The organism is Leucothrix mucor DSM 2157 (assembly GCF_000419525.1).
Taxonomy (GTDB): domain Bacteria; phylum Pseudomonadota; class Gammaproteobacteria; order Thiotrichales; family Thiotrichaceae; genus Leucothrix; species Leucothrix mucor.
Genome location: NZ_ATTE01000001.1, coordinates 1,635,500 through 1,653,708 on the forward strand (window position 1 = coordinate 1,635,500; position 18,209 = coordinate 1,653,708).

The following is an 18,209-nucleotide window of genomic DNA, read 5'->3' on the forward strand; positions in this document are numbered from 1 at the left end:
TTATCGTGCTCCTGAATCCTGATTAGCCTGACGAATATTCCAGATCATAATCGGAACCACCAATATCATAATAACCACCGCAATCGCGGCACCTCGCCCGAAGTCACCGCCACCGCGGAACATCCAATCGAACATGAGGTTCGCGAGTACTTGTGTGCTCCACTGGCCATTAGTCATAGCGAGTACGATGTCGAATACCTTAAGCACTAGGATAGTGATGGTGGTCCAAACCACGGCAATCGTGCCCCAGATTTGCGGGATCATAATTTTAAAGAAAATCTGAAAACCATTTGCGCCATCAATCACCGCAGCTTCAACCGTTTCCTCTGGAATGCCTCGCAATGCGGCCGATAAAATCACCATGGCAAAGCCGGTTTGTACCCAGACCAAAATGATCATCAGGAAGATATTGTTCCAAAATGGCACGGTAATCCATGCTTGGGCATCGCCACCAAAATACTGAACGACGGCATTTAACAGACCAATTTGCTCAGCACCTTCGCCACGATAATCGTAGATAAACTTCCAGATAATGGAGGCACCGATAAAGGAGATGGCCATCGGCATAAAGATTAGGCTTTTGGCGATATTACCCCACCAAACCCGGTCGGTCAGGGCGGCAATAATCAGGCCAAAAAAGGTGGAGAGCGCCGGTACCACGATCAGCCATAACATATTGTTTTTGAATGACTGACGGAATTCTTCATCATCAAACAGCCACAAGTAATTGGCGAGCCCGACGAACTCCTCACTGCTGCGCCCATAGAGCGACAGTCGCAGCGATTCAAACACCGGATACACCAAGTAGATCCCGAGTGCCAGCAAAGCCGGCCCCATGAATAACCACGGGCGTATCATTGCAATGCGGCGTAAATTGCGCGAGGCAACATCAGGAGATTTCCCCTCAATGCTGTAAATGCGGTCCAATAACACATTGGAGCCGACAAAATATAAAACACAGCCAGCAATGCCAAGCAGCATGACTAGTAGGGCGGATAGGATTTGTTCCATAACTTTCAACGACTAGAAGGTTAGGTAGCGGATAAGCCAGACTCGAAAGTGGAGTCTGGCTTAGGTCAGAACGTGCGGGGCTTTACTTTTTCAGGTCATCCCAAGTCTTTTGGATGGCTGCGCCGACTTCGGCAGAAGATTTGCCGCCGGCATAATCAACCATGCCAGTCCAGAACGCACCGGCACCGATTTTGCCCGGCATCAGATCAGAGCCATCAAAGCGGAAGGTCGTGGCTTCCAGCAGAATATTACCTTGCTTCTTCAGCGACTCATTGGCGTACAGCTCAGGGTTAGCACCCTTGAATGGAGTCAGGAAGCCTGATTGCGCCATCCAGACTTCATGCGCAATCGGCGTTTTCAGGAAGTCGATAAAGGCCGTTGCTGCCTTGGATGGGTTGGTAATCGCGAATAACGTACCTGCGCCCAATACCGGCTTACCCAAATCCTTTTCTGCATAAGCAGGGAAGTAGAAGAAGTCAGCATCTTCGCCCAGCTCAGTGCCTTCAGGAAAGAAGGATGGAATAAATGACGCTTGGCGGTGCATGTAGCACTTTGGTGGCGAGCTAAACAAACCTTTAGGGCTTTCACGGAAGTCATTAGTCGCAACAGAAGCTGAGCCACCATCGACGTATTTATCGTTACGGGCGAACCAACCAAACTCATCAATGGCACCCAATACTTTAGGGTCATCAAATTTCAGTTCATTGCTTACCCACTTATCATAATCTTCAGGAGATTGTGTGCGCAGCATCATGTCTTCAACCCAGTCGGTTGCAGGCCAGCCTGTCGCACCACCGGAACCCAGACCAATACACCATGGCTTGCCACCATCGGCAGCAATTTTCTTGGTCAACGCTTTGAGCTCTTCCATTGAAGTCGGGACTTCATAGCCCGCATCCTCAAAGTTCTCAGGGATGTACCAAGTCAGTGACTTCACATCGACTTTATAAAAGAAGCCGTAGTATTCCTTTTCGCCTTCTTTATTGGCGTACGTTCCCAGATCAACCCACGACTGGCCCGCACCGTAATTCTCAGCAACCCAGGCTTTCGTGTCATCACCTAATGGTGAGAGCAGGCCTTTGGAAGCTAGGTCAGCAGCCAAGCCAGGCTGAGGGAAGATGGAGATATTAGGAGGGCTACCCGCTTGGGTATCAATAACGATTTGCTGCTCAAAGGAGTCAGAGCCTGCGTACTTTACTTCAGCGCCAGTGGCGGCTTCAAAGTAGTCGATGACGCTTTCGATTAAGTCTTTATCGGGGCCAAGCCAAGGGCCAAATACCGTGATTGACTCACCTTTAAGGTCGGTTTTCTTTAGGGCTTCATAGCTATCCCAGTTAAAGCGCTTGTCTTTGCCTGGTGCAAATTTAAGCTTTGGGGTATCTGCCATGACACTGCCACAGGTCAGGCTAGCGGCAATGGCTGCCGTAAGTAAAAGTTTGTTCATCGTCTGAGTATCCTCCCGGTAACTCCAGTCAAAAATAGAAACTATCAATTCTAAAAGTCTGGCCTTATCCAAAGCGCTTTGGTTTTGCGTTTGGGTAATCTGGAGCCTATAGGAAAACAAAAAGACAGGATTAAGTCAATGAAATGTTAAAAATCTGCAATATAACCGTGAGGCTTGTTAGTTTTATTGGCTTGGGCTATATTCGGTAAATTGAAATAACCAAAGCGCTTTGGGTGCTTTGATGAAAATCAGGTGGCTATGAATCTCAAACAACTTGCTCAGCATCTTAAGCTTTCGCCGACGACCGTTAGCCGTGCGTTAAATGGCTACCCCGAAGTCAGTGAACGGACCCGCGAGCGAGTCATGAGCGCCGCCGCGCAACACAATTACCATCCGAGTCATCATGCCACCAGCCTTGCGATTGGTAAATCCCGAGCCATCGGCCATGTGGTGCCGCTGACGGAGCATAGGATGATTAACCCGCATTTCTCGGACTTTATTGCAGGAGCAGGGGACGCCTACGCCAAAGCGGGCTTTGATATGTTATTGAGTGTCGTGCCTGAGTCAGAGGAGGAAGCGGTCTACCGACGCTTCGCCAAAGACGGGCGAGTCGATGGCGTGATTGTGCATGGCCCTTTGGTTGAAGATTCCCGCATTGAGTTATTACAGTCTTTAGGATTGCCATTTGTGGTGCATGGTCGCACCTTGGATGAGGAGTCTACCTACAGTTGGATGGATGTGAATAACTTCCGCGCCTTTGAGCGGGCGACTCAGTTTTTGATTGATTTGGGTCATCAACATATCGGCTTAGTGAATGGTTTTGAATACATGAACTTTGCTGCACGACGCCGTGATGGCTACTTTAAAGCCTTGAGAAATGCTGGTATTCAACATGACCCTGAGTTGCGCTTTAGCGGGGAAATGGTCGAGCCGCAAGGCTATCAGGCGGTGCAAGCACTAATCGCTGCGAATAAAGTCCCAACAGCTTTGCTGTTTTCCAGTATTTTACCGGCACTTGGTGCGGTACGGGCCATGCATGAGCATAATTTAGTGCCGGGCAAAGACATTTCATTAATTGTCTATGACGATCAATTATCATTTCTGCAAAACAGTGGCGACATTCCGATGTTTACCTCACTGCGCTCATCGATTCAGGATGCAGGGAGTAGCGTCGCGCAAATGTTAATCGACATGATTAATAGTAACGATACCCAACCCCGAAATTTACTTTGGGAAGCCGAGCTGGTGCTTGGTAGTTCGACTGCGCCGCCGCGTTCCTTGTAAATGACAGCGCTCACCGCCAACTCTTGTTAATAACTACCTAATAAACTTGACCACTAAATCTCGACTGATAACCGCTATCACTAACCCCAGCCAATTTTAGAAAACGGATAAAACCATGACTATTGAATTCACACGTAAAGATTTTCCCGAAGGTTTCGAATTTGGCGTAGCAACCTCAGCCTATCAAATTGAAGGTAGTCAGTTTGGTGGTTGCGGCCCCTCACAATGGGATGACTTTGCGCTCACGCCGGGCAATGTGGTGCGGGGTGAAAATGGCTCACGTGCCTGTGACCATTACCATCGCTGGGCGGAAGATTTAGACTTAATTCAAGGCTCGGGCTTGGACTCTTATCGCTTTTCAACCTCGTGGTCGCGAGTGATGCCAGAAGGACGCGGACAGGTAAATCAGGATGGATTGGATTATTACGACCGGTTAGTAGATGGCTTACTGGAACGCAATATCAAACCCTATGCCACCCTATATCATTGGGAATTGCCCAGTGCCTTACTGGATATGGGCGGCTGGCGTAACCGTGATATCGCGGATTGGTTTGCGGACTTCACACAAGTCATTATGGGGCGCATTGGTGATCGTGTTGAAGCGGCAGCGACTTTTAATGAGCCTTGGTGTATTGCGTGGCTGAGTCACTTTCTTGGGCATCATGCACCGGGCGTTAAAGACATTCGTGCAGCCAGCCGCGCCATGCATCACATCCTGCTAGCCCACGGCAAAGCGATTCAAGCCATGCGTGGTTTAGGCATGGATAACTTAGGTGTGGTGATGAACTTTGAATACGCCACACCGGCGGACAACTCCGAAGAGGCCATTGCCGCAGCGGATCTTTATGATGGGATTTATAACCGCTGGTTCTTAGGTGGCGTATTTAAGCAGGCATACCCTGAAGATGTCTTAGTAGGCTTGGAGCCTCACTTACCCAAGAATTATGCCGATGACTTCCCAACGATCGCCACCCCAGTTGATTGGCTCGGCGTGAACTACTACACCCGTAAATTAATTGGGCCAGATGGCACTAATCAGTTCCCATACCACAAGGAATTTCCGGGGCCACTGCCAAAAACTGCCATGGACTGGGAAATCTACCCCGATGGCTTACATCATTTCCTAACCTGGGCTGATCGTGAATACACCAAAGGCTTACCCATTTATGTGACTGAAAATGGCATGGCTTCTTACGATGAAGTGGCTAATGGCGCTGTATCCGATCAGGCACGTATCGAATATTTGAATCAACACTTAGCTGCCGTGAAGCGCGCAATTGATGATGGTTCGCCGGTTAAAGGCTATTTCATCTGGTCGTTATTGGATAATTACGAGTGGTCGCTAGGCTATGACAAGCGCTTTGGGCTGGTGCATGTTGATTTTGACAGCTTAAAACGCACACCAAAAGATTCGTATCTGGCATTGCAGAAAGCCTTGCGTTAAATACTGATATCGCGGTCAGCTTTACGGTAGAATGAGCGATTGATTGATTGTTACTGTGAATACCATGCCTACTATACCTGAAGTTCATCCATTCGCTCGTTTTGAGCTGGATCCCGTATTGCTGACTGCGATTACTGCGCAGGGATTTTCGCGTCCTATGCCGATTCAGGGGCGTAGTATTCCGAAAATCATCGAAGGCCGCGATGTGCTGGCCCGCGCTGAAACCGGTAGCGGAAAAACCGCCGCGTATGTGCTGCCACTCCTGCAAAAGCTGATTTCTCAGCGCCGCGAAGAAGGGTTGCAAGCCGCTCGTGGTCACCATATCCGTGCGTTGATTTTAGTGCCAACCCGTGAGCTGGCCTTACAAGTGTCAGAAGTGGTTGCGGCACTCGGTGCCGAGATGCGCCCAACCGTGCGTTGCGCTTGTGTATATGGCGGTGGTGATATTGAGCATCAAGTCACGGTGTTAAAACGCGGCGTTGAAGTGTTGGTTGCGACACCGGCTCGCTTGCTGGATTTGATCTCTGCCAAAGCGGTAGTCTTTAACAAGCTCAGAACCTTGGTGCTGGATGAAGTTGATCGCATGGTCAGCGTTGATTTTCAGGATGAGGTAGAAACGATTCTGCGCCACCTGCCAAACAGCCGCCAAAACCTATTCTTTACGGCCACATTCCCGGATTCCATTCGTGACTTAGTGCGTAAGGTGCTGGACAACCCAGAAGTTATCGATGTACCAGCAGGCCCTAAAATCCTGATTGACCAACACGTTGCCGTGGTTAATTTGCGGGATAAGATCCATGCGCTTAACTACCTGTTAAAAGAGAATGACTGGGAACAAGTACTGGTGTTTGCCACCACGAAGACCAGTTGTAATGAATTAGTCGCAGCGTTGAAATCGTTAGGGGTTGATGTATTGGCGCTGCACGGCAATATTCCTACTGATCAGCGCGAAGCAGCGCTTACTAAGTTTAAAATGGGTGATTTGCGTGTATTGGTGGCTACCGATATCGCTGCCCGTGGCTTGGATATTGGTTCGCTGGATTGTGTAATTAACTACGAGTTACCACGCCAGGCGAATGATTATCAGCATCGGATTGGTCGTACTGGTCGTGCCGGTAAAACCGGTCAGGCAATCAATCTGGTTGCGCACCATGAAATGACGCACTTTGAAGCGATTGAAAAGTTCTACCGTGAGCAATTCCCACGTGAGACGATTCCAGGCTTTGAAGCAGATGCTGTTGCACCGCCACCACCTGCGCGTAAAAAGCCGAAGAAAGTGATTGGTAAAAAGCGCAAGGTGCAGCGTAAAGTGGAGAAGAAAGGTCGTCGCGAGAAAAAGCCATTTGGCTCTAATCTTGCAGCAAGCAAATCTGAATCGACTAGCCCGAATAAAAAGACGGAGTCGGAAAGCAGCTCAGTGTATGGCTCAGCCAAAACGACGAGCACTTCTAGCAGCCCTTACAAAAAATCGACTCCAGCTACACCAGCTTCTGATAAGCCGGTCGCAGCAAAGAAGCCCGGCGCATCTTTTTACAAGAGTATGCCGGACTCCGACGACGATTAATTAATCGCCTTAGGCACAGTGCAGTGTGGCATCACTCGATGCGCACTGCACGACAGCAACCTTTAAACGTATCCCCATCCAAATTGGCTTCAACCCAATAATGCACACGCTCATTGCGTAAGGTGTAGTTGCATTGCTTGGTGTATTTGATGGTCATGTTAGTGCTGAATGGGCCATTGGTGGCTTTCAGTACCGTCTTCATTGCCGTATTCCAGCGGTTACGATTCTGCTTCTCATAGGTAATTGGCAGCATGCCGATAGCTTGGCCGTGCTTATTCACATCCAACGCTTTAGGGTGAACGACTACCCGCCAGAATGGACTGCGATCGCCACACTCTAATACCCATTTACCTTTAGAGTTACTAACAGCCGGGGTTCGCGCAGTGGTTGGGCGTATCGCTTGCGGCTGAGCTGCAGGTGGCTGCGCATTAGCCGTATTACGAGAGGCTGGCGCAGCAGGTCTGGGGGCAGGGGCTGGCGCACTAGCCGCTTGCATTGGGCGAATATAACGAGAGCTAACCCAGCCATTTCGGCCTTGCCAGATCACATTTACCCAAGTGGTATTACCCACCTTAACTTGCTTTCCGAGATGGCGGATATTTTGACCATTAGCTGGGATTTTGCCAACCACGCTAGCCGATGCGCCGGGCTTTGCGCGCATGTTTAAAGAGTCCCAATTGGCAACACCTGCAATTTGAAACATGGAGGCATGAGCCATTTGAAAGCTCAGTAGCGTGCCCGCAGCCATCAGGCAGACCTGTTTGATCGTACGAATGCTTTTCATATAAACAATCCTTATTATTGATAGACAAAAAAAGCCCCGAAACAAGATCCATCTTGCCGGGGCTATATTGGGGTCTGACATACGGGGGTATTAGTTTTGTGCTTAAATTAATACCAGTTGAGTCATTCCGTCACCCGCTAAACACTGACCAATGGTCATAAAAGCGTGATGACCGACCCCAACACCACAGGCAATTAGCGAGCACCGCCATAGTTGTGGTTATGCGAGTTAGCACCGTTTAAATGGGTATGTGTCACTGAGTTGGTGAACTGATTCTTAGGGTGCGTATGTGTATTAGCAGAGACTTGAACTTGCTGCTGCGCTTGAGTCTGTACCGCAGCTCTAGGCATCAGGAAGTCATGTGGATGAATCACATCACCGCCAGCATGGGTATGTGTCACTTGCTGGTTATACTGTGTCGCTGGGTGAATGTGAGTCACGAGTGCGCCTTGCGCTACTGTAACCTGCTGGCGAACTTGCTGCTGTTGAGTCGCTGCATTATTTCCTGCACGCTGACCGCCATAGTTATGACTATGACCCGCTGTACCACCTGGGTGGCTGTGAGTTACTGCATTGGTAAATTGGTTACGTGGATGAGTGTGTGAACCCGCCTGAGTAACACGAACCGCAGTTTGGCCTTGGTTCACATTCGCTGCACGTACTTGCACTTGTGGACGCGCTGCTGGTTGAGCTTGGCCTTGGCAACTGTAGCGATGTGAATGCTGGTTAGCACCGTTTGGATGCGTATGAGAAACCGAGCGTGTGCAACGGTTAGCAGGGTGGCTATGCGTATTTGCAGTATTGGCAGCTGCTACTTGTGTGCGGTTAACATAAACTGGGGCTGGGCGTTGCTTGCTAACAATCGGTGGCAAACCTGCGCCAGGGCCAACATAGACACTTCGGGTCGCGCCGGTATTAGTGGATGTTGATGAGCCTGCGGCATAAATGCTAATGCCTGAGCGATTAACCGTTGCTGGCAGTGGTGTCGGCGCAGGTCTTGGTGCTGTTTTTACCGCAGGAATTGCGCTGTAGCTGTAATCAGTCGCCAGATAGCGCTTGTTAACCCAACCACTGACACCATTGTAAGCCACTTTTACCCAAGTACTACGACCAACCTGAGTGCTTTCGCCATTACTGGTTACGTTGCTGCCGGATGCTGGAATCTCACCAATAATGGTGCTGCTAGCATTTGGCTGGCTGCGCATATTCAGGGTATCCCAGCTCGCAACGCCTGAGACGATGTAACGCTCGGCAGCCACTGTCTGGCTCATTGGCGCCATGCCGAGGCTGAAAATAATGGTAGACACAGAAGCTACCTGCTTTAATCGGCTCATAACATTCATAAATGTTCCTTCCCTGATATCGGTTTTATTAAATTAGTCAGTCAACTCGGTAACTTACTGTACATTTTGAGCGTTTATCTTATAGCACTAAGCAAGTAGTATCAAAGGTTTGCACGGACTTTGTTATAAACTTATGCGCTTATCCAAGATGCTCTGAGCACATAATAATCAATGTGCTTTTAATGCCGTTAGTCTGTCATTTCCGACTCCCTATGCCGACCAGAGGTTCCCTGAGCGGGCAATAAGAAGCCAGCTGATTAATAACTTGGCCTGAAGTTATTAGGTTAATCGATGATCTGGAAAATGAAGCTGCTATGATGCGAAGCTATTAAAAATAGCCATTTATCAACGAGGTAAGCATGTCAATTTCATTAGTACTAGGTGGTGCTCGCTCAGGCAAAAGCCGCTACGCCGAAAATCTGGCTAAAGCCGCGGCGCAGACGGTTGTGTATGTCGCCACTGCCGAAGTGCGAGATGAAGCTATTCAAGCCCGAGTCGAATTACATCAGGCAGACCGTCCTGAGTATTGGCAAACCGTTGAAAGCCCTTTGCAATTGGCTGAGACCTTAAAGCGTCATGCCAGTGAAAACACTACGCTACTTGTTGACTGCCTAACCATGTGGATCACCAATCTATTATGTGCGGAGGAGGCCGTTGATATTAAGGGCGAGACGCAAGACTTTCTTGAGGCGCTAGCAACACTGCCGGGGGAGATCATTCTAGTGAGTAATGAAGTAGGTATGGGCATTATCCCAATGGGCTCGCTTACACGGGACTATGTCGATACTGCCGGTCGCTTACATCAGGATATCGCACACATTGCAGATCACGTGGTATTGGTGGTTGCAGGCTTGCCGATGGCATTCAAAGGAAAGGCATAAACGGTATGGCCTCCCGTCTGATGATTGATTGATTCGTGTTTTATGGCGTTATCATTCAGCTACCACTAATAATAAGGGAGTTTAGCCATGTCTGACCTGTATATAAGCTATGGCACTCGAGAACGACACTGGGTCTCTTTATTGGCCTCACGATTGGATGATGCCGGTTACGATGTCTGCTGGAATAGTACCGTTGTACCCGGACAAGATTTTTATGAAAGCAATGGCCAAGCCATGCAAGCCTCGCGCTGTATTTTGAGTATCTGGTCTGAGACTTCAGTAGAGGATTACTGGGTATTAAACGATAGCGAAGCGGCGATGGCTAATAATACCTTGCTGTCATTACGGCATCGTGAGGTCGTTATTCCTGAATCCATGCGCATCGCTCCCACTGTAGATGTCACGGCTTGGGATGAAGGCTCATTAGATAGCGTATTAGAACCACTACTCAAGCTTGTTGCCAGCCGCTGCGAACCGAGCAAACCGACCTTATTAGAGCGCAAGCAAGCGGCAACAGAGCGAGAGAATCGGCTCAAAGCGGAGTCAGCTCGTCGTGAAGCTTCGCGCCAGAAGCGTGAACAGCGCGCAGCCGGACGCCGTAAAAATACCGTCAGTAGTTAGCCGAATACGTTTATCGCCGTATTTTTGTGTGCTTTGGTTTTACTCTGCCAGTAATCCGAATACACTAGGGAAGATATAAATTTCCCAGGAGTTGATTATGGTTGTAATGCCCGAGAGTGTGACATTGTCTCAACGCTCTGATGTAATAGAAGTTCTTGAGATCGACAATGAATTTGCAGCCGCCTCAATTTCTTTGTGGGGTGCCCACATGCTGAGCTTTGAGCCCAAGCATGATAGCCGTGAGCGGCTGTGGGTTAGCGAGACGGCACGCTTCGATGGCAGTAAATCTATTCGCGGTGGTATTCCGGTCTGCTGGCCTTGGTTTGGTAGCCGCGATGACGACTTACAAGCACATGGCTATGCCAGAAAGCGCTACTGGCGAGTGATTAATGCCTCTGACGAGCCATTATTTACCGAAATTACACTGGAGCTGACCGATACGGCCGGCAAAGGCTTTGAAGGGTCTGCCAGCTTATTGCTGACCATTCGGGTTGGCGACTCTTTATCCGTATCATTAAGTACTGAAAATACCGGCGATACCGCGTTTACTTATAACGGTGCCCTGCATACGTATTTTGATGTGCTTGATATTAATCACACTGAGTTGCAAGGCTTGTCTGGCGACTATTCTGATAAAACGCAGAACTGGGCCATTCTGCCAACGCCGGAACCGTATCGCTTTAGCGAAGAGACTGACCGCATCCACTTGAACCCTGTAGGTCGTGTGAGCATTGCGCAGGGCGATGGTAAAACGACGGTGGACTCCGTTGGGCATGACAGCTTGGTGGTTTGGAACCCGTGGACTAAGCGTTCGGCAGATCTTGTCGACATGGCTGATGATGGTTATCTGGGTATGTTGTGCGTAGAAACCGCAGTCACTCAGGGAAAAACCTTGGAGCCTGGCGAAGTTCATGTGCTGGAACAGACCATCTCTTAGTGTAAAATTAAAACTCAATTATTGGAATTATACTACGCAAGGATATGCGCCGATCTGACTAATTATAAAGCAATGAGAGAGGCTCAATTTTCAGATAAAACAGCAATTGGCAAGTCTATTATTTCTGTTTTTTAGCTAAAATGAGCCGTTTTTCGCTTGACTCGGTAGTCTGCAAACTTGTCCACAGAAGTTGTGGATAAGTCTGTTAGTAGTGTTTCAAAAAGCCGCTTCAGACCTTTAAATATCAGACTCTAAGCAGATTGATTAGTTTTTATTCATTTATTTTTTTACGCTTACAATCAATAACTTAGAGTGCTTTACAATATTGCACATTTACACCCTAAAAGGTCTTGACATTTCGTCGCCGACGAACGGTATGTGTGAATAAGTGACAAAGCTACTACGCCAAAAATGGCCGAAACCGATATGGCGTAAGCCCGCTATAATGACACTAATCTTTGAACGTGAGACACTTCAGGCATGATTAAACGCTATACCTTAATTGCAGCAGCGTTCTCGCTGCCTTTACTCGCTGCATTCTTCTGGTGGTTTCAAGGCAACCTAATGGCCACCGGCTTGTACCTTGTGGTCGCGGCTGTGGCAGTCCTCAGTGTGCCATTAGTCTATCGCTTCGCGGGCTACTCCGAGTCAGATGATGTGGAGTGGCTGGAGGAGCGGGAAGCCAAAGAACATGCCGAAATGAGCCAACGGCTCAAAGACATTAAAACCGAACTCAAGCAATTGAAGCTTGATGAGGGGATTCGTCAGGCCGATGTACTCAATGACATCATTGATGATTATCATTCGGTGGTAGAGACTCGCTTCTTTGGCAAACCCAATAGCCCGGTTACTTATTTAAGTGCTGCGCGTACCGTTCAAAAACATGCCATTCAAAACTTGGCCGATATTACGGCGGTGAGCCACAGCATGTCATCCTTATCGCGCAACTACCGCCAACAAGAACAGATCGGAACCAGCCAGCAGCAAGAACGCCACGATAAACAAACCGAGCTCTATGATGAGCAACAGCAGCGCATGAATAAGCTACTGGAAGAAAATAATAAATTGTTCCACTCATTGACTGAAACAGCGGTTGAGATCGCCAATATCCGCTCCTTCAGCCAGTTTGAGCGAACCGATGCCTTGGCCCGACTGGTTGCTCTGGCCCAAATTGCTAATAATGATCGCTAATAAAGCACAGGAATTTACTATGTCACTCCCACGCTTCACCCGTCACGCTAAACGATTTTCAACTTTGTTTATAGTTAGTACGGTGGCTATCGTTCTGAACGCCTGTACCACCGAAATTGATTCTCCTGAGAAAGCCGCAGAGAACATTAAGAAACTGGTCACCGAGACGGTTCAACCGACTTATCGTGAGAATCAGGTTCGCGCCAATATCCAGCTGACTAAAACCAATCTACTGTCTATGTTGCCAGACTTGGCAGAGTACCCGATTTCACTAAATGCGCGGGATGATATGCGTACTGAGGCGGTAGAGATTTTCACGTCCTCGGAGAAAGCCGGGCAAGGGCGTGATGGCTTCTATATTGAGATGGCAGAAGCCTTTAATCGTCAAGGCAAAACCATTAGTAATGGCAAGCAGGCTAAGATCGCGATTCGTAAAATGGCATCGGGTTTAGGTGCTCAGTTTATGCAAGCGCGCCGCTATATGCCGGATGCTTATTCGCCAAGTAGCCAGCTTTGGGCTGATTTGCTGAATGCCAATGGTGTGCCACTGGAAACGATTGCGGAAGTCACTGCACCCAATACCGCCGGCATTATCGTTAAAAAATCCAAGGTGGATATGATTGCCACCGATGGCAAACTGGATGTCGCCAAGCTGTTGACCAATGTAAGTAGCGGCAGCTTTGCAATGGGTTACACCAATCCTTATCAATCCAGTACCGGTCTTAACTTCCTGCTGACTGTATTGAACTCCTTTGCTCAAGGCGATGAGTCACAAATGCTGTCACCAGATGTGGCAAGCGCCTTTGAAGCGTTCCAAACGGGTGTGCCATTTGTCGCGCAAAACACCATCCAGATGCGTGATGCCGCGCAAGGTAGTGGGGTGCTGGATGCCTTAGTGATGGAGCATCAGACTTGGGTAAATGTCTCCGGCATGAACGACTATCAATTCTTGCCATTCGGGGTACGCCATGACAGCCCACTTTATGCAACACCTGAAGCCGATCCTGCTGAGCGCGAAGTGTTAAAACTATTTGCTGAGTTTATTGAATCCCAGCAGTCAGTTTTTGATCGCTTTGGTTTTGGTAAAACCAGTGATTACAAAGATGCTTATGCATTTAAAGATGGCTCGATTATTGGACAGGCACAGAAGCTTTGGAAATTGAAAAAGTCTGGCGGTCGCCCAGTTGCTGCAGTATTTGTTGCGGATGTCTCCGGCTCAATGGAAGGCACACGAATTAAAAACCTGAAGCTCGCTTTGGCCGAGTCCTCTGATCTGATCAGCTCAACCAATGCCATCGGCTTGGTTACTTACAGTGACAAGGTGAATGTAGATTTATTTATCCGTCCATTCGATGTTCAGCAAAAGGCGTTGTTTAACGGCGCAGTAGGGCGCTTAACCACTGGCGGGCGAACCGCAACGAATGATGCGGTGTTGGTCGCTTCTGAACTGTTATTAGAGTTTGGTAAGCAAAACCCGGATCATAAGAAAGTCATCTTCCTGCTGTCGGATGGCGAAACTAACCGTGGCGTTGATTTTGCTGATATCCAGACAACATTAGAATGGTCTGGCATTCCAATTCACACGATCGCTTATGAGCTTAGCTCAGAGCACTTACGTTCGCTGGCCAGCTTGGCAGAAGGGGCTTATCTTGAATCAAGCACTGGCTCTGCCTCTTACCGAATTGGTAACTTGCTGAACTCGGAGATGTAATTTCACTATGAAACTACTGAAGGTGTTTTCGCTATTTATTGTGCTACACGTTGCGAGCTGGGGTGTCGGTCATTGGTACTTCAGCTCACATCAGTCCCAAGTACTGGTAGTGGTTGATACTTCCTACTCCATGAAGCCGAAATTTGCGGATATGGATGATTGGATCAGTGACTTGAAATCAAGCTCTCGCTATCAAACCGTGATTGTCGGTACTGATAAGGCCATGCTGGGCGAGCTGGATGCGCTGAAGTCGCAATCAGTGATTTTTCGCACTGCCTTTGGACGCATGACTGAGGAGAGCTTGAATCGCTATACAGGCTCATTGGCCAAGCAGAAGATTCTGCTATCCGATGGCTCGATTCAGCCTCCGGGTTGGACCTTAGTGAAGTTTTAATTACTTACAGATAAGCCTATGAATACGATCAATCCTAAGAAGCTGCTTAATAGCAAATGGACTGCGGTTAATCCACTAAACCGTGAAAAGCATTTCATGGTGACAGAGGTGGAGTTTGATGAGGAGGGCGTTGTTATTGCTTGCCTGATCGAAGCCGTGCTATCAAAGCGCGCCACGCCGATTGAGTGGCAGGACTTAAAAGACAGCGAGCAATGGCTGCAGGGCTGGAAGTAAACCGCTACGCAACCAGTATAACTAGGAAAAGGCTTTGTTTCTGACAAGGCCTTTTTATTGCCTTATCAATGAGCCACTGACCTTAAGCCTAATCGTTGACTGGTTCGCGCTCCGCAGGGCCAAAAGCATAATGAGTTACCTTATTACGCCCATCCGTTTTGGAAGCGTACATGGCTTGATCTGCCAGCCTGAAGAAATCCTTTACCGCCATTTTTCCATCTGAAATATGATGAACTGTGCCAATCGATAAGGTTAGATTGAGATCACCATCCGGTATTTTAAGTGGCGTAGTTTGTGTTAAGTAACGGATGCTTTCAGCGATTCGCGACAAGGTTTTCTGGTCAGCCGAGTGAATGTAAATAACGAACTCATCCCCACCCAAACGTGCAAGTACATCCTCTTTGCGAACGGCACGTTTAAAAATCGCTGCTAAATGAATCAACGCGGCATCACCGATCTCATGGCCATATTGGTCGTTAATCGACTTGAAGTGGTCAACATCAATAAATATAACGCCGATAGACTCGCGCGTTTTGCGAGATAGCACTTCGTCCAAATGGTTGCTGAAATAGCGTCGGTTAGGCAGTGATGTTAGGTGGTCTAAAATACTGACTTCATACAACTCTTTATTCTTGGCCAGCAATGCTTCAGTCGCTTTTTCAATATCCTGACTCAGCGACACATTAAGCCGCTTAATCTCTTTATTTGAGGCTTGCAAACCGGTTAGCAAACGTGAGAATGAGCGCCATAGCTTTTTGATTTCCTTGGGGCTGTTGTAAGGAATTGCGCCCAGACTGAATGAATCACGACGGTGTTCCAGGTTTTCAGTTCTAACGATAAGCTCTTTAATTGGGCTAACAATTTGCACCGATAAGCGCCATGCCACCCATGCAGCAATAAGTACCCCCGCCAGTAGCCAAAGCAGGGTGTTATTGCGTACCGCATTGAAGGTATAGACCAGCTCAGACTTAGGCTGAGGAATCATAACGCCCCAGCCTAGCTTCGGAACGGCGCTAAAGCCCGCGACCATTTGAGCTTGCAGTGCAGGTGAATAAAACTCAGTAGTACCTGATTCCCCAGCCATCATTTTTTTAACGATACTAACTTTTGATATATCACGAATGTCACTAACCCAGTTTTTATTGGGGTGTGCAGCCACCTGACCTAGGTTATCCACAATCGCGCAGTGACCTTTAACACCAAAGTTAATTTTTGAGCACATCTTGGCGATATTGAACAATGATATCTCGGAAAATAAGGTGCCTAGCAGCTTTCCGTCTTCGTCCAGTACACCATACTTCAACAACACAACTGGCTTTTTAGTCACGCTACTTTTAAATACTGCCGATAAGTAATCAGGCTCTGAAGCCTCTGGAACGGCACTGCTAATGGGGTGAGCCAAAACATCGTCATAATTGGGCCTAAACTCACGATCAACTCCAAGCTGATTGGTCGCAACACAATGGATTTTGGAGTCTGCGCCGGGAGCAAATGACAGTGCAACCATGTCGCTGAAGTTTCGAAAATGGCTATCTAAAATAGTTTGGACTGCCGCCTTCCTATCGATAATAGAGGGCTTTGAGAAAGCGTGAACAATGTTAGCACCGACCATACGCAGTGATTGCTGACGGGAGGCAATAAAAAAATTTAATGGCTCAACTAGTGCCGAAGAGATTAAATGGTGCTTTTCCAGCATGCTTTGTTCGGCCTGATCCCAAGAGTGTTGGTACAAACTATTGATGAAAAAACCAATCGGAAGCAGCAGCACAATAACAAAGCTTGCGATGACTAAACGGCTGATCGATTTTTCAAAAAAGTCTGGAAATAGGGTAACCATGTGCTGAAAAGTGCCTTTCTTATTGTTCTAATGTTGTTTAAATATATATCACTTTTGGGGTCAAGTACACAGGATAAGCGGTAAGAAAAGCATCAAAACAATCGATCTATTGAGGGATATGACCGGATTAAAACAAAAGGCGTACACTCAGCCCATGAGCAAGTATTCATTCCATCCGGCTGTTGCGGATTGGTTCGATCAAAGCTTTGATCAACTGATTTCTGGGCAACTTCAATCCTGGGCCGCCATGGCAATATATGCATTATCATATATCGCTATGATGCATTAACAAAAAGCAATAAAAGCAGAAAATCCTTGATCGGTGGCTGTATTATGCCTATTCTAAACATCCCCAATCTAGCAGTACCTCTGGCTCACTTCGGTCTCCGATCTGAGCCGGTTTTTTATCTGGACCAAACACATTTTATTGATCGGGGCATCCTTACTTGAATATCTGCAAACAATCCGGCTTATTATCAAACGCACGCTTTGTGGCTTCGCCCAATTTTGATGAGCGCAGCAATCCGGACGATATCAAACTTATCGTTATCCATAATATTTCCTTACCACCGAATGAATTTGGTGGGCACTATATCGACCAGCTATTCACTAACTGCCTATGCGCCAACGAGCATCCGTTCTTTGCGGAGATTGATCATTTGCGCGTCTCCAGTCATGTGTTAATCCGTCGGGATGGCGAGATTGTGCAGTATGTTCCGTTCCATTCTCGGGCATGGCATGCGGGTGTTTCTTGCTTTCAGGGTAGGGAAGTGTGCAATGATTTTTCGATTGGCATTGAGCTGGAAGGTACTGACACCGAGCCATTTACGGATGCGCAATATACTGCGTTAAATACGCTCGTCCCGTTACTGCAGAAAACGTATCCCAGCCTTGAAAAACAAGCGATTACCGGTCATGAGCATATTGCTCCGGGTCGCAAGACTGATCCCGGTCCATTTTTTGAATGGGATAGAGTTGGCGAGGCTTTAGCGCTTAAGTTGCCAGCTGAGGCGGGGTTACCCAATGATACTGAGCAGACTGCCATTAGCTAATCTGCAAAATAATGAATGGCTTGCAGAAGTGATGCGGTTTTAGCTAGCCGCATCATCCTTGGTCGAGATCAAACGTCCGGCCAAGTTAGCACCTTGTTCTAATTCGATATCATCGTAGTGAATATTGCCAATCACAATCGCGCCGGGTTTTAGATTAATCCGGCGAGCAAATACATCACCCGTGATTTTGCCTTTCACCATGATGTACGGCGCTCGCACTTCGCCCGTGATCGTTGCGCTGGGCTCAACCAACAAGGTTGCGTCAGAATCTGCCGGTGCGATCACATTCCCATAAATATTTCCCTTGAGCTGCAACAGGCCAGAAAAGGAAATATCCCCCACTAATTTGACATCAGGCTCTAACTGCGAGGCGATTTGTTTTTTAGGTTGAGAGGGGGCAGGTTTAGTCTTTTTTCCGAACATGAGTGCGCAGGCCTTTGGGCGATTTAAACGGTTTTTTCTTGTCGATTTATACTA

General features: G+C 48.0%; 17 protein-coding genes. 11 read left to right on the top strand and 6 right to left on the bottom strand.

Annotated elements, in window-relative coordinates:
- Together LEUMU_RS0107260 and LEUMU_RS0107265 are read right to left on the bottom strand one after the other, a co-directional pair.
- Positions 1 to 1,011, bottom strand: a complete 1,011-nt coding sequence (locus tag LEUMU_RS0107260; RefSeq protein ID WP_022951618.1) for a carbohydrate ABC transporter permease — start codon at positions 1,009 to 1,011, stop codon at positions 1 to 3.
- A gap of 82 nt (positions 1,012 to 1,093) precedes the next feature.
- Positions 1,094 to 2,455 (bottom strand): ABC transporter substrate-binding protein, encoded by a 1,362-nt coding sequence (locus LEUMU_RS0107265; protein WP_022951619.1) that lies wholly within the window; start codon positions 2,453 to 2,455, stop codon positions 1,094 to 1,096.
- 258 nt (positions 2,456 to 2,713) lie between these two features.
- Between LEUMU_RS0107265 and LEUMU_RS0107270 the strand changes: the two genes are divergently transcribed.
- The 3 genes from LEUMU_RS0107270 (at position 2,714) to LEUMU_RS25080 (ending at position 6,747) form a co-directional block, all read left to right on the top strand.
- On the top strand, positions 2,714 to 3,739 hold the full coding sequence (locus LEUMU_RS0107270) for a substrate-binding domain-containing protein (RefSeq protein WP_022951620.1): 1,026 nt from the start codon (positions 2,714 to 2,716) through the stop codon (positions 3,737 to 3,739).
- 115 nt (positions 3,740 to 3,854) lie between these two features.
- Positions 3,855 to 5,183, top strand: a complete 1,329-nt coding sequence (locus LEUMU_RS0107275; RefSeq protein ID WP_022951621.1) for a GH1 family beta-glucosidase — start codon at positions 3,855 to 3,857, stop codon at positions 5,181 to 5,183.
- A gap of 64 nt (positions 5,184 to 5,247) precedes the next feature.
- Entirely contained in the window at positions 5,248 to 6,747 is a 1,500-nt protein-coding gene (locus LEUMU_RS25080) for a DEAD/DEAH box helicase (protein WP_157474280.1), read from the top strand.
- 31 nt (positions 6,748 to 6,778) lie between these two features.
- On the opposite strand, the gene LEUMU_RS0107285 is transcribed toward LEUMU_RS25080, so the two are convergent.
- Together LEUMU_RS0107285 and LEUMU_RS25085 are read right to left on the bottom strand one after the other, a co-directional pair.
- Positions 6,779 to 7,531, bottom strand: coding sequence for an SH3 domain-containing protein (locus tag LEUMU_RS0107285; protein ID WP_022951623.1), 753 nt, complete (start codon positions 7,529 to 7,531; stop codon positions 6,779 to 6,781).
- A 194-nt stretch (positions 7,532 to 7,725) separates the two neighbouring features.
- Positions 7,726 to 8,874: an SH3 domain-containing protein gene (locus LEUMU_RS25085; RefSeq protein WP_022951624.1), complete on the bottom strand. Its 1,149-nt coding sequence runs from the start codon at positions 8,872 to 8,874 to the stop codon at positions 7,726 to 7,728.
- 359 nt (positions 8,875 to 9,233) lie between these two features.
- On the opposite strand from LEUMU_RS25085, the gene cobU reads away from it, so the two are divergent.
- The 7 genes from cobU (at position 9,234) to LEUMU_RS0107325 (ending at position 14,843) form a co-directional block, all read left to right on the top strand.
- Positions 9,234 to 9,755, top strand: coding sequence for a bifunctional adenosylcobinamide kinase/adenosylcobinamide-phosphate guanylyltransferase (gene cobU, locus LEUMU_RS0107295; protein ID WP_022951625.1), 522 nt, complete (start codon positions 9,234 to 9,236; stop codon positions 9,753 to 9,755).
- An 87-nt stretch (positions 9,756 to 9,842) separates the two neighbouring features.
- On the top strand, positions 9,843 to 10,376 hold the full coding sequence (locus tag LEUMU_RS0107300) for a toll/interleukin-1 receptor domain-containing protein (protein WP_022951626.1): 534 nt from the start codon (positions 9,843 to 9,845) through the stop codon (positions 10,374 to 10,376).
- A 97-nt stretch (positions 10,377 to 10,473) separates the two neighbouring features.
- Complete coding sequence (locus LEUMU_RS0107305; RefSeq protein WP_022951627.1) at positions 10,474 to 11,313, top strand: D-hexose-6-phosphate mutarotase; 840 nt, start codon at positions 10,474 to 10,476, stop codon at positions 11,311 to 11,313.
- Positions 11,314 to 11,793: 480 nt separating this feature from the next.
- Positions 11,794 to 12,504, top strand: coding sequence for a hypothetical protein (locus LEUMU_RS0107310; protein ID WP_022951628.1), 711 nt, complete (start codon positions 11,794 to 11,796; stop codon positions 12,502 to 12,504).
- Positions 12,505 to 12,523: 19 nt separating this feature from the next.
- A complete protein-coding gene (locus LEUMU_RS0107315; protein ID WP_022951629.1) occupies positions 12,524 to 14,215 on the top strand; it encodes a vWA domain-containing protein in 1,692 nt (563 codons plus the stop codon).
- A gap of 7 nt (positions 14,216 to 14,222) precedes the next feature.
- Positions 14,223 to 14,609 carry a hypothetical protein gene (locus LEUMU_RS0107320; RefSeq protein ID WP_022951630.1) on the top strand — a complete coding sequence of 129 codons (387 nt, stop codon included), beginning with the start codon at positions 14,223 to 14,225 and terminating at the stop codon, positions 14,607 to 14,609.
- Between the two features lie 18 nt (positions 14,610 to 14,627).
- Positions 14,628 to 14,843 (top strand): TIGR02450 family Trp-rich protein, encoded by a 216-nt coding sequence (locus tag LEUMU_RS0107325; protein WP_022951631.1) that lies wholly within the window; start codon positions 14,628 to 14,630, stop codon positions 14,841 to 14,843.
- Between the two features lie 88 nt (positions 14,844 to 14,931).
- On the opposite strand, the gene LEUMU_RS0107330 is transcribed toward LEUMU_RS0107325, so the two are convergent.
- The gene (locus tag LEUMU_RS0107330) at positions 14,932 to 16,680 is read right to left on the bottom strand and encodes a sensor domain-containing diguanylate cyclase (RefSeq protein WP_022951632.1); all 1,749 of its coding nucleotides are present in this window, start codon (positions 16,678 to 16,680) and stop codon (positions 14,932 to 14,934) included.
- 446 nt (positions 16,681 to 17,126) lie between these two features.
- On the opposite strand from LEUMU_RS0107330, the gene ampD reads away from it, so the two are divergent.
- Positions 17,127 to 17,732, top strand: coding sequence for a 1,6-anhydro-N-acetylmuramyl-L-alanine amidase AmpD (gene ampD / locus LEUMU_RS25090; RefSeq protein ID WP_022951634.1), 606 nt, complete (start codon positions 17,127 to 17,129; stop codon positions 17,730 to 17,732).
- A 39-nt stretch (positions 17,733 to 17,771) separates the two neighbouring features.
- Here the strand turns inward: ampD and LEUMU_RS25095 are convergent, their stop codons facing one another.
- Positions 17,772 to 18,155 carry a bactofilin family protein gene (locus LEUMU_RS25095; protein ID WP_022951635.1) on the bottom strand — a complete coding sequence of 128 codons (384 nt, stop codon included), beginning with the start codon at positions 18,153 to 18,155 and terminating at the stop codon, positions 17,772 to 17,774.
- Between the last annotated feature and the right edge of the window lie 54 nt (positions 18,156 to 18,209).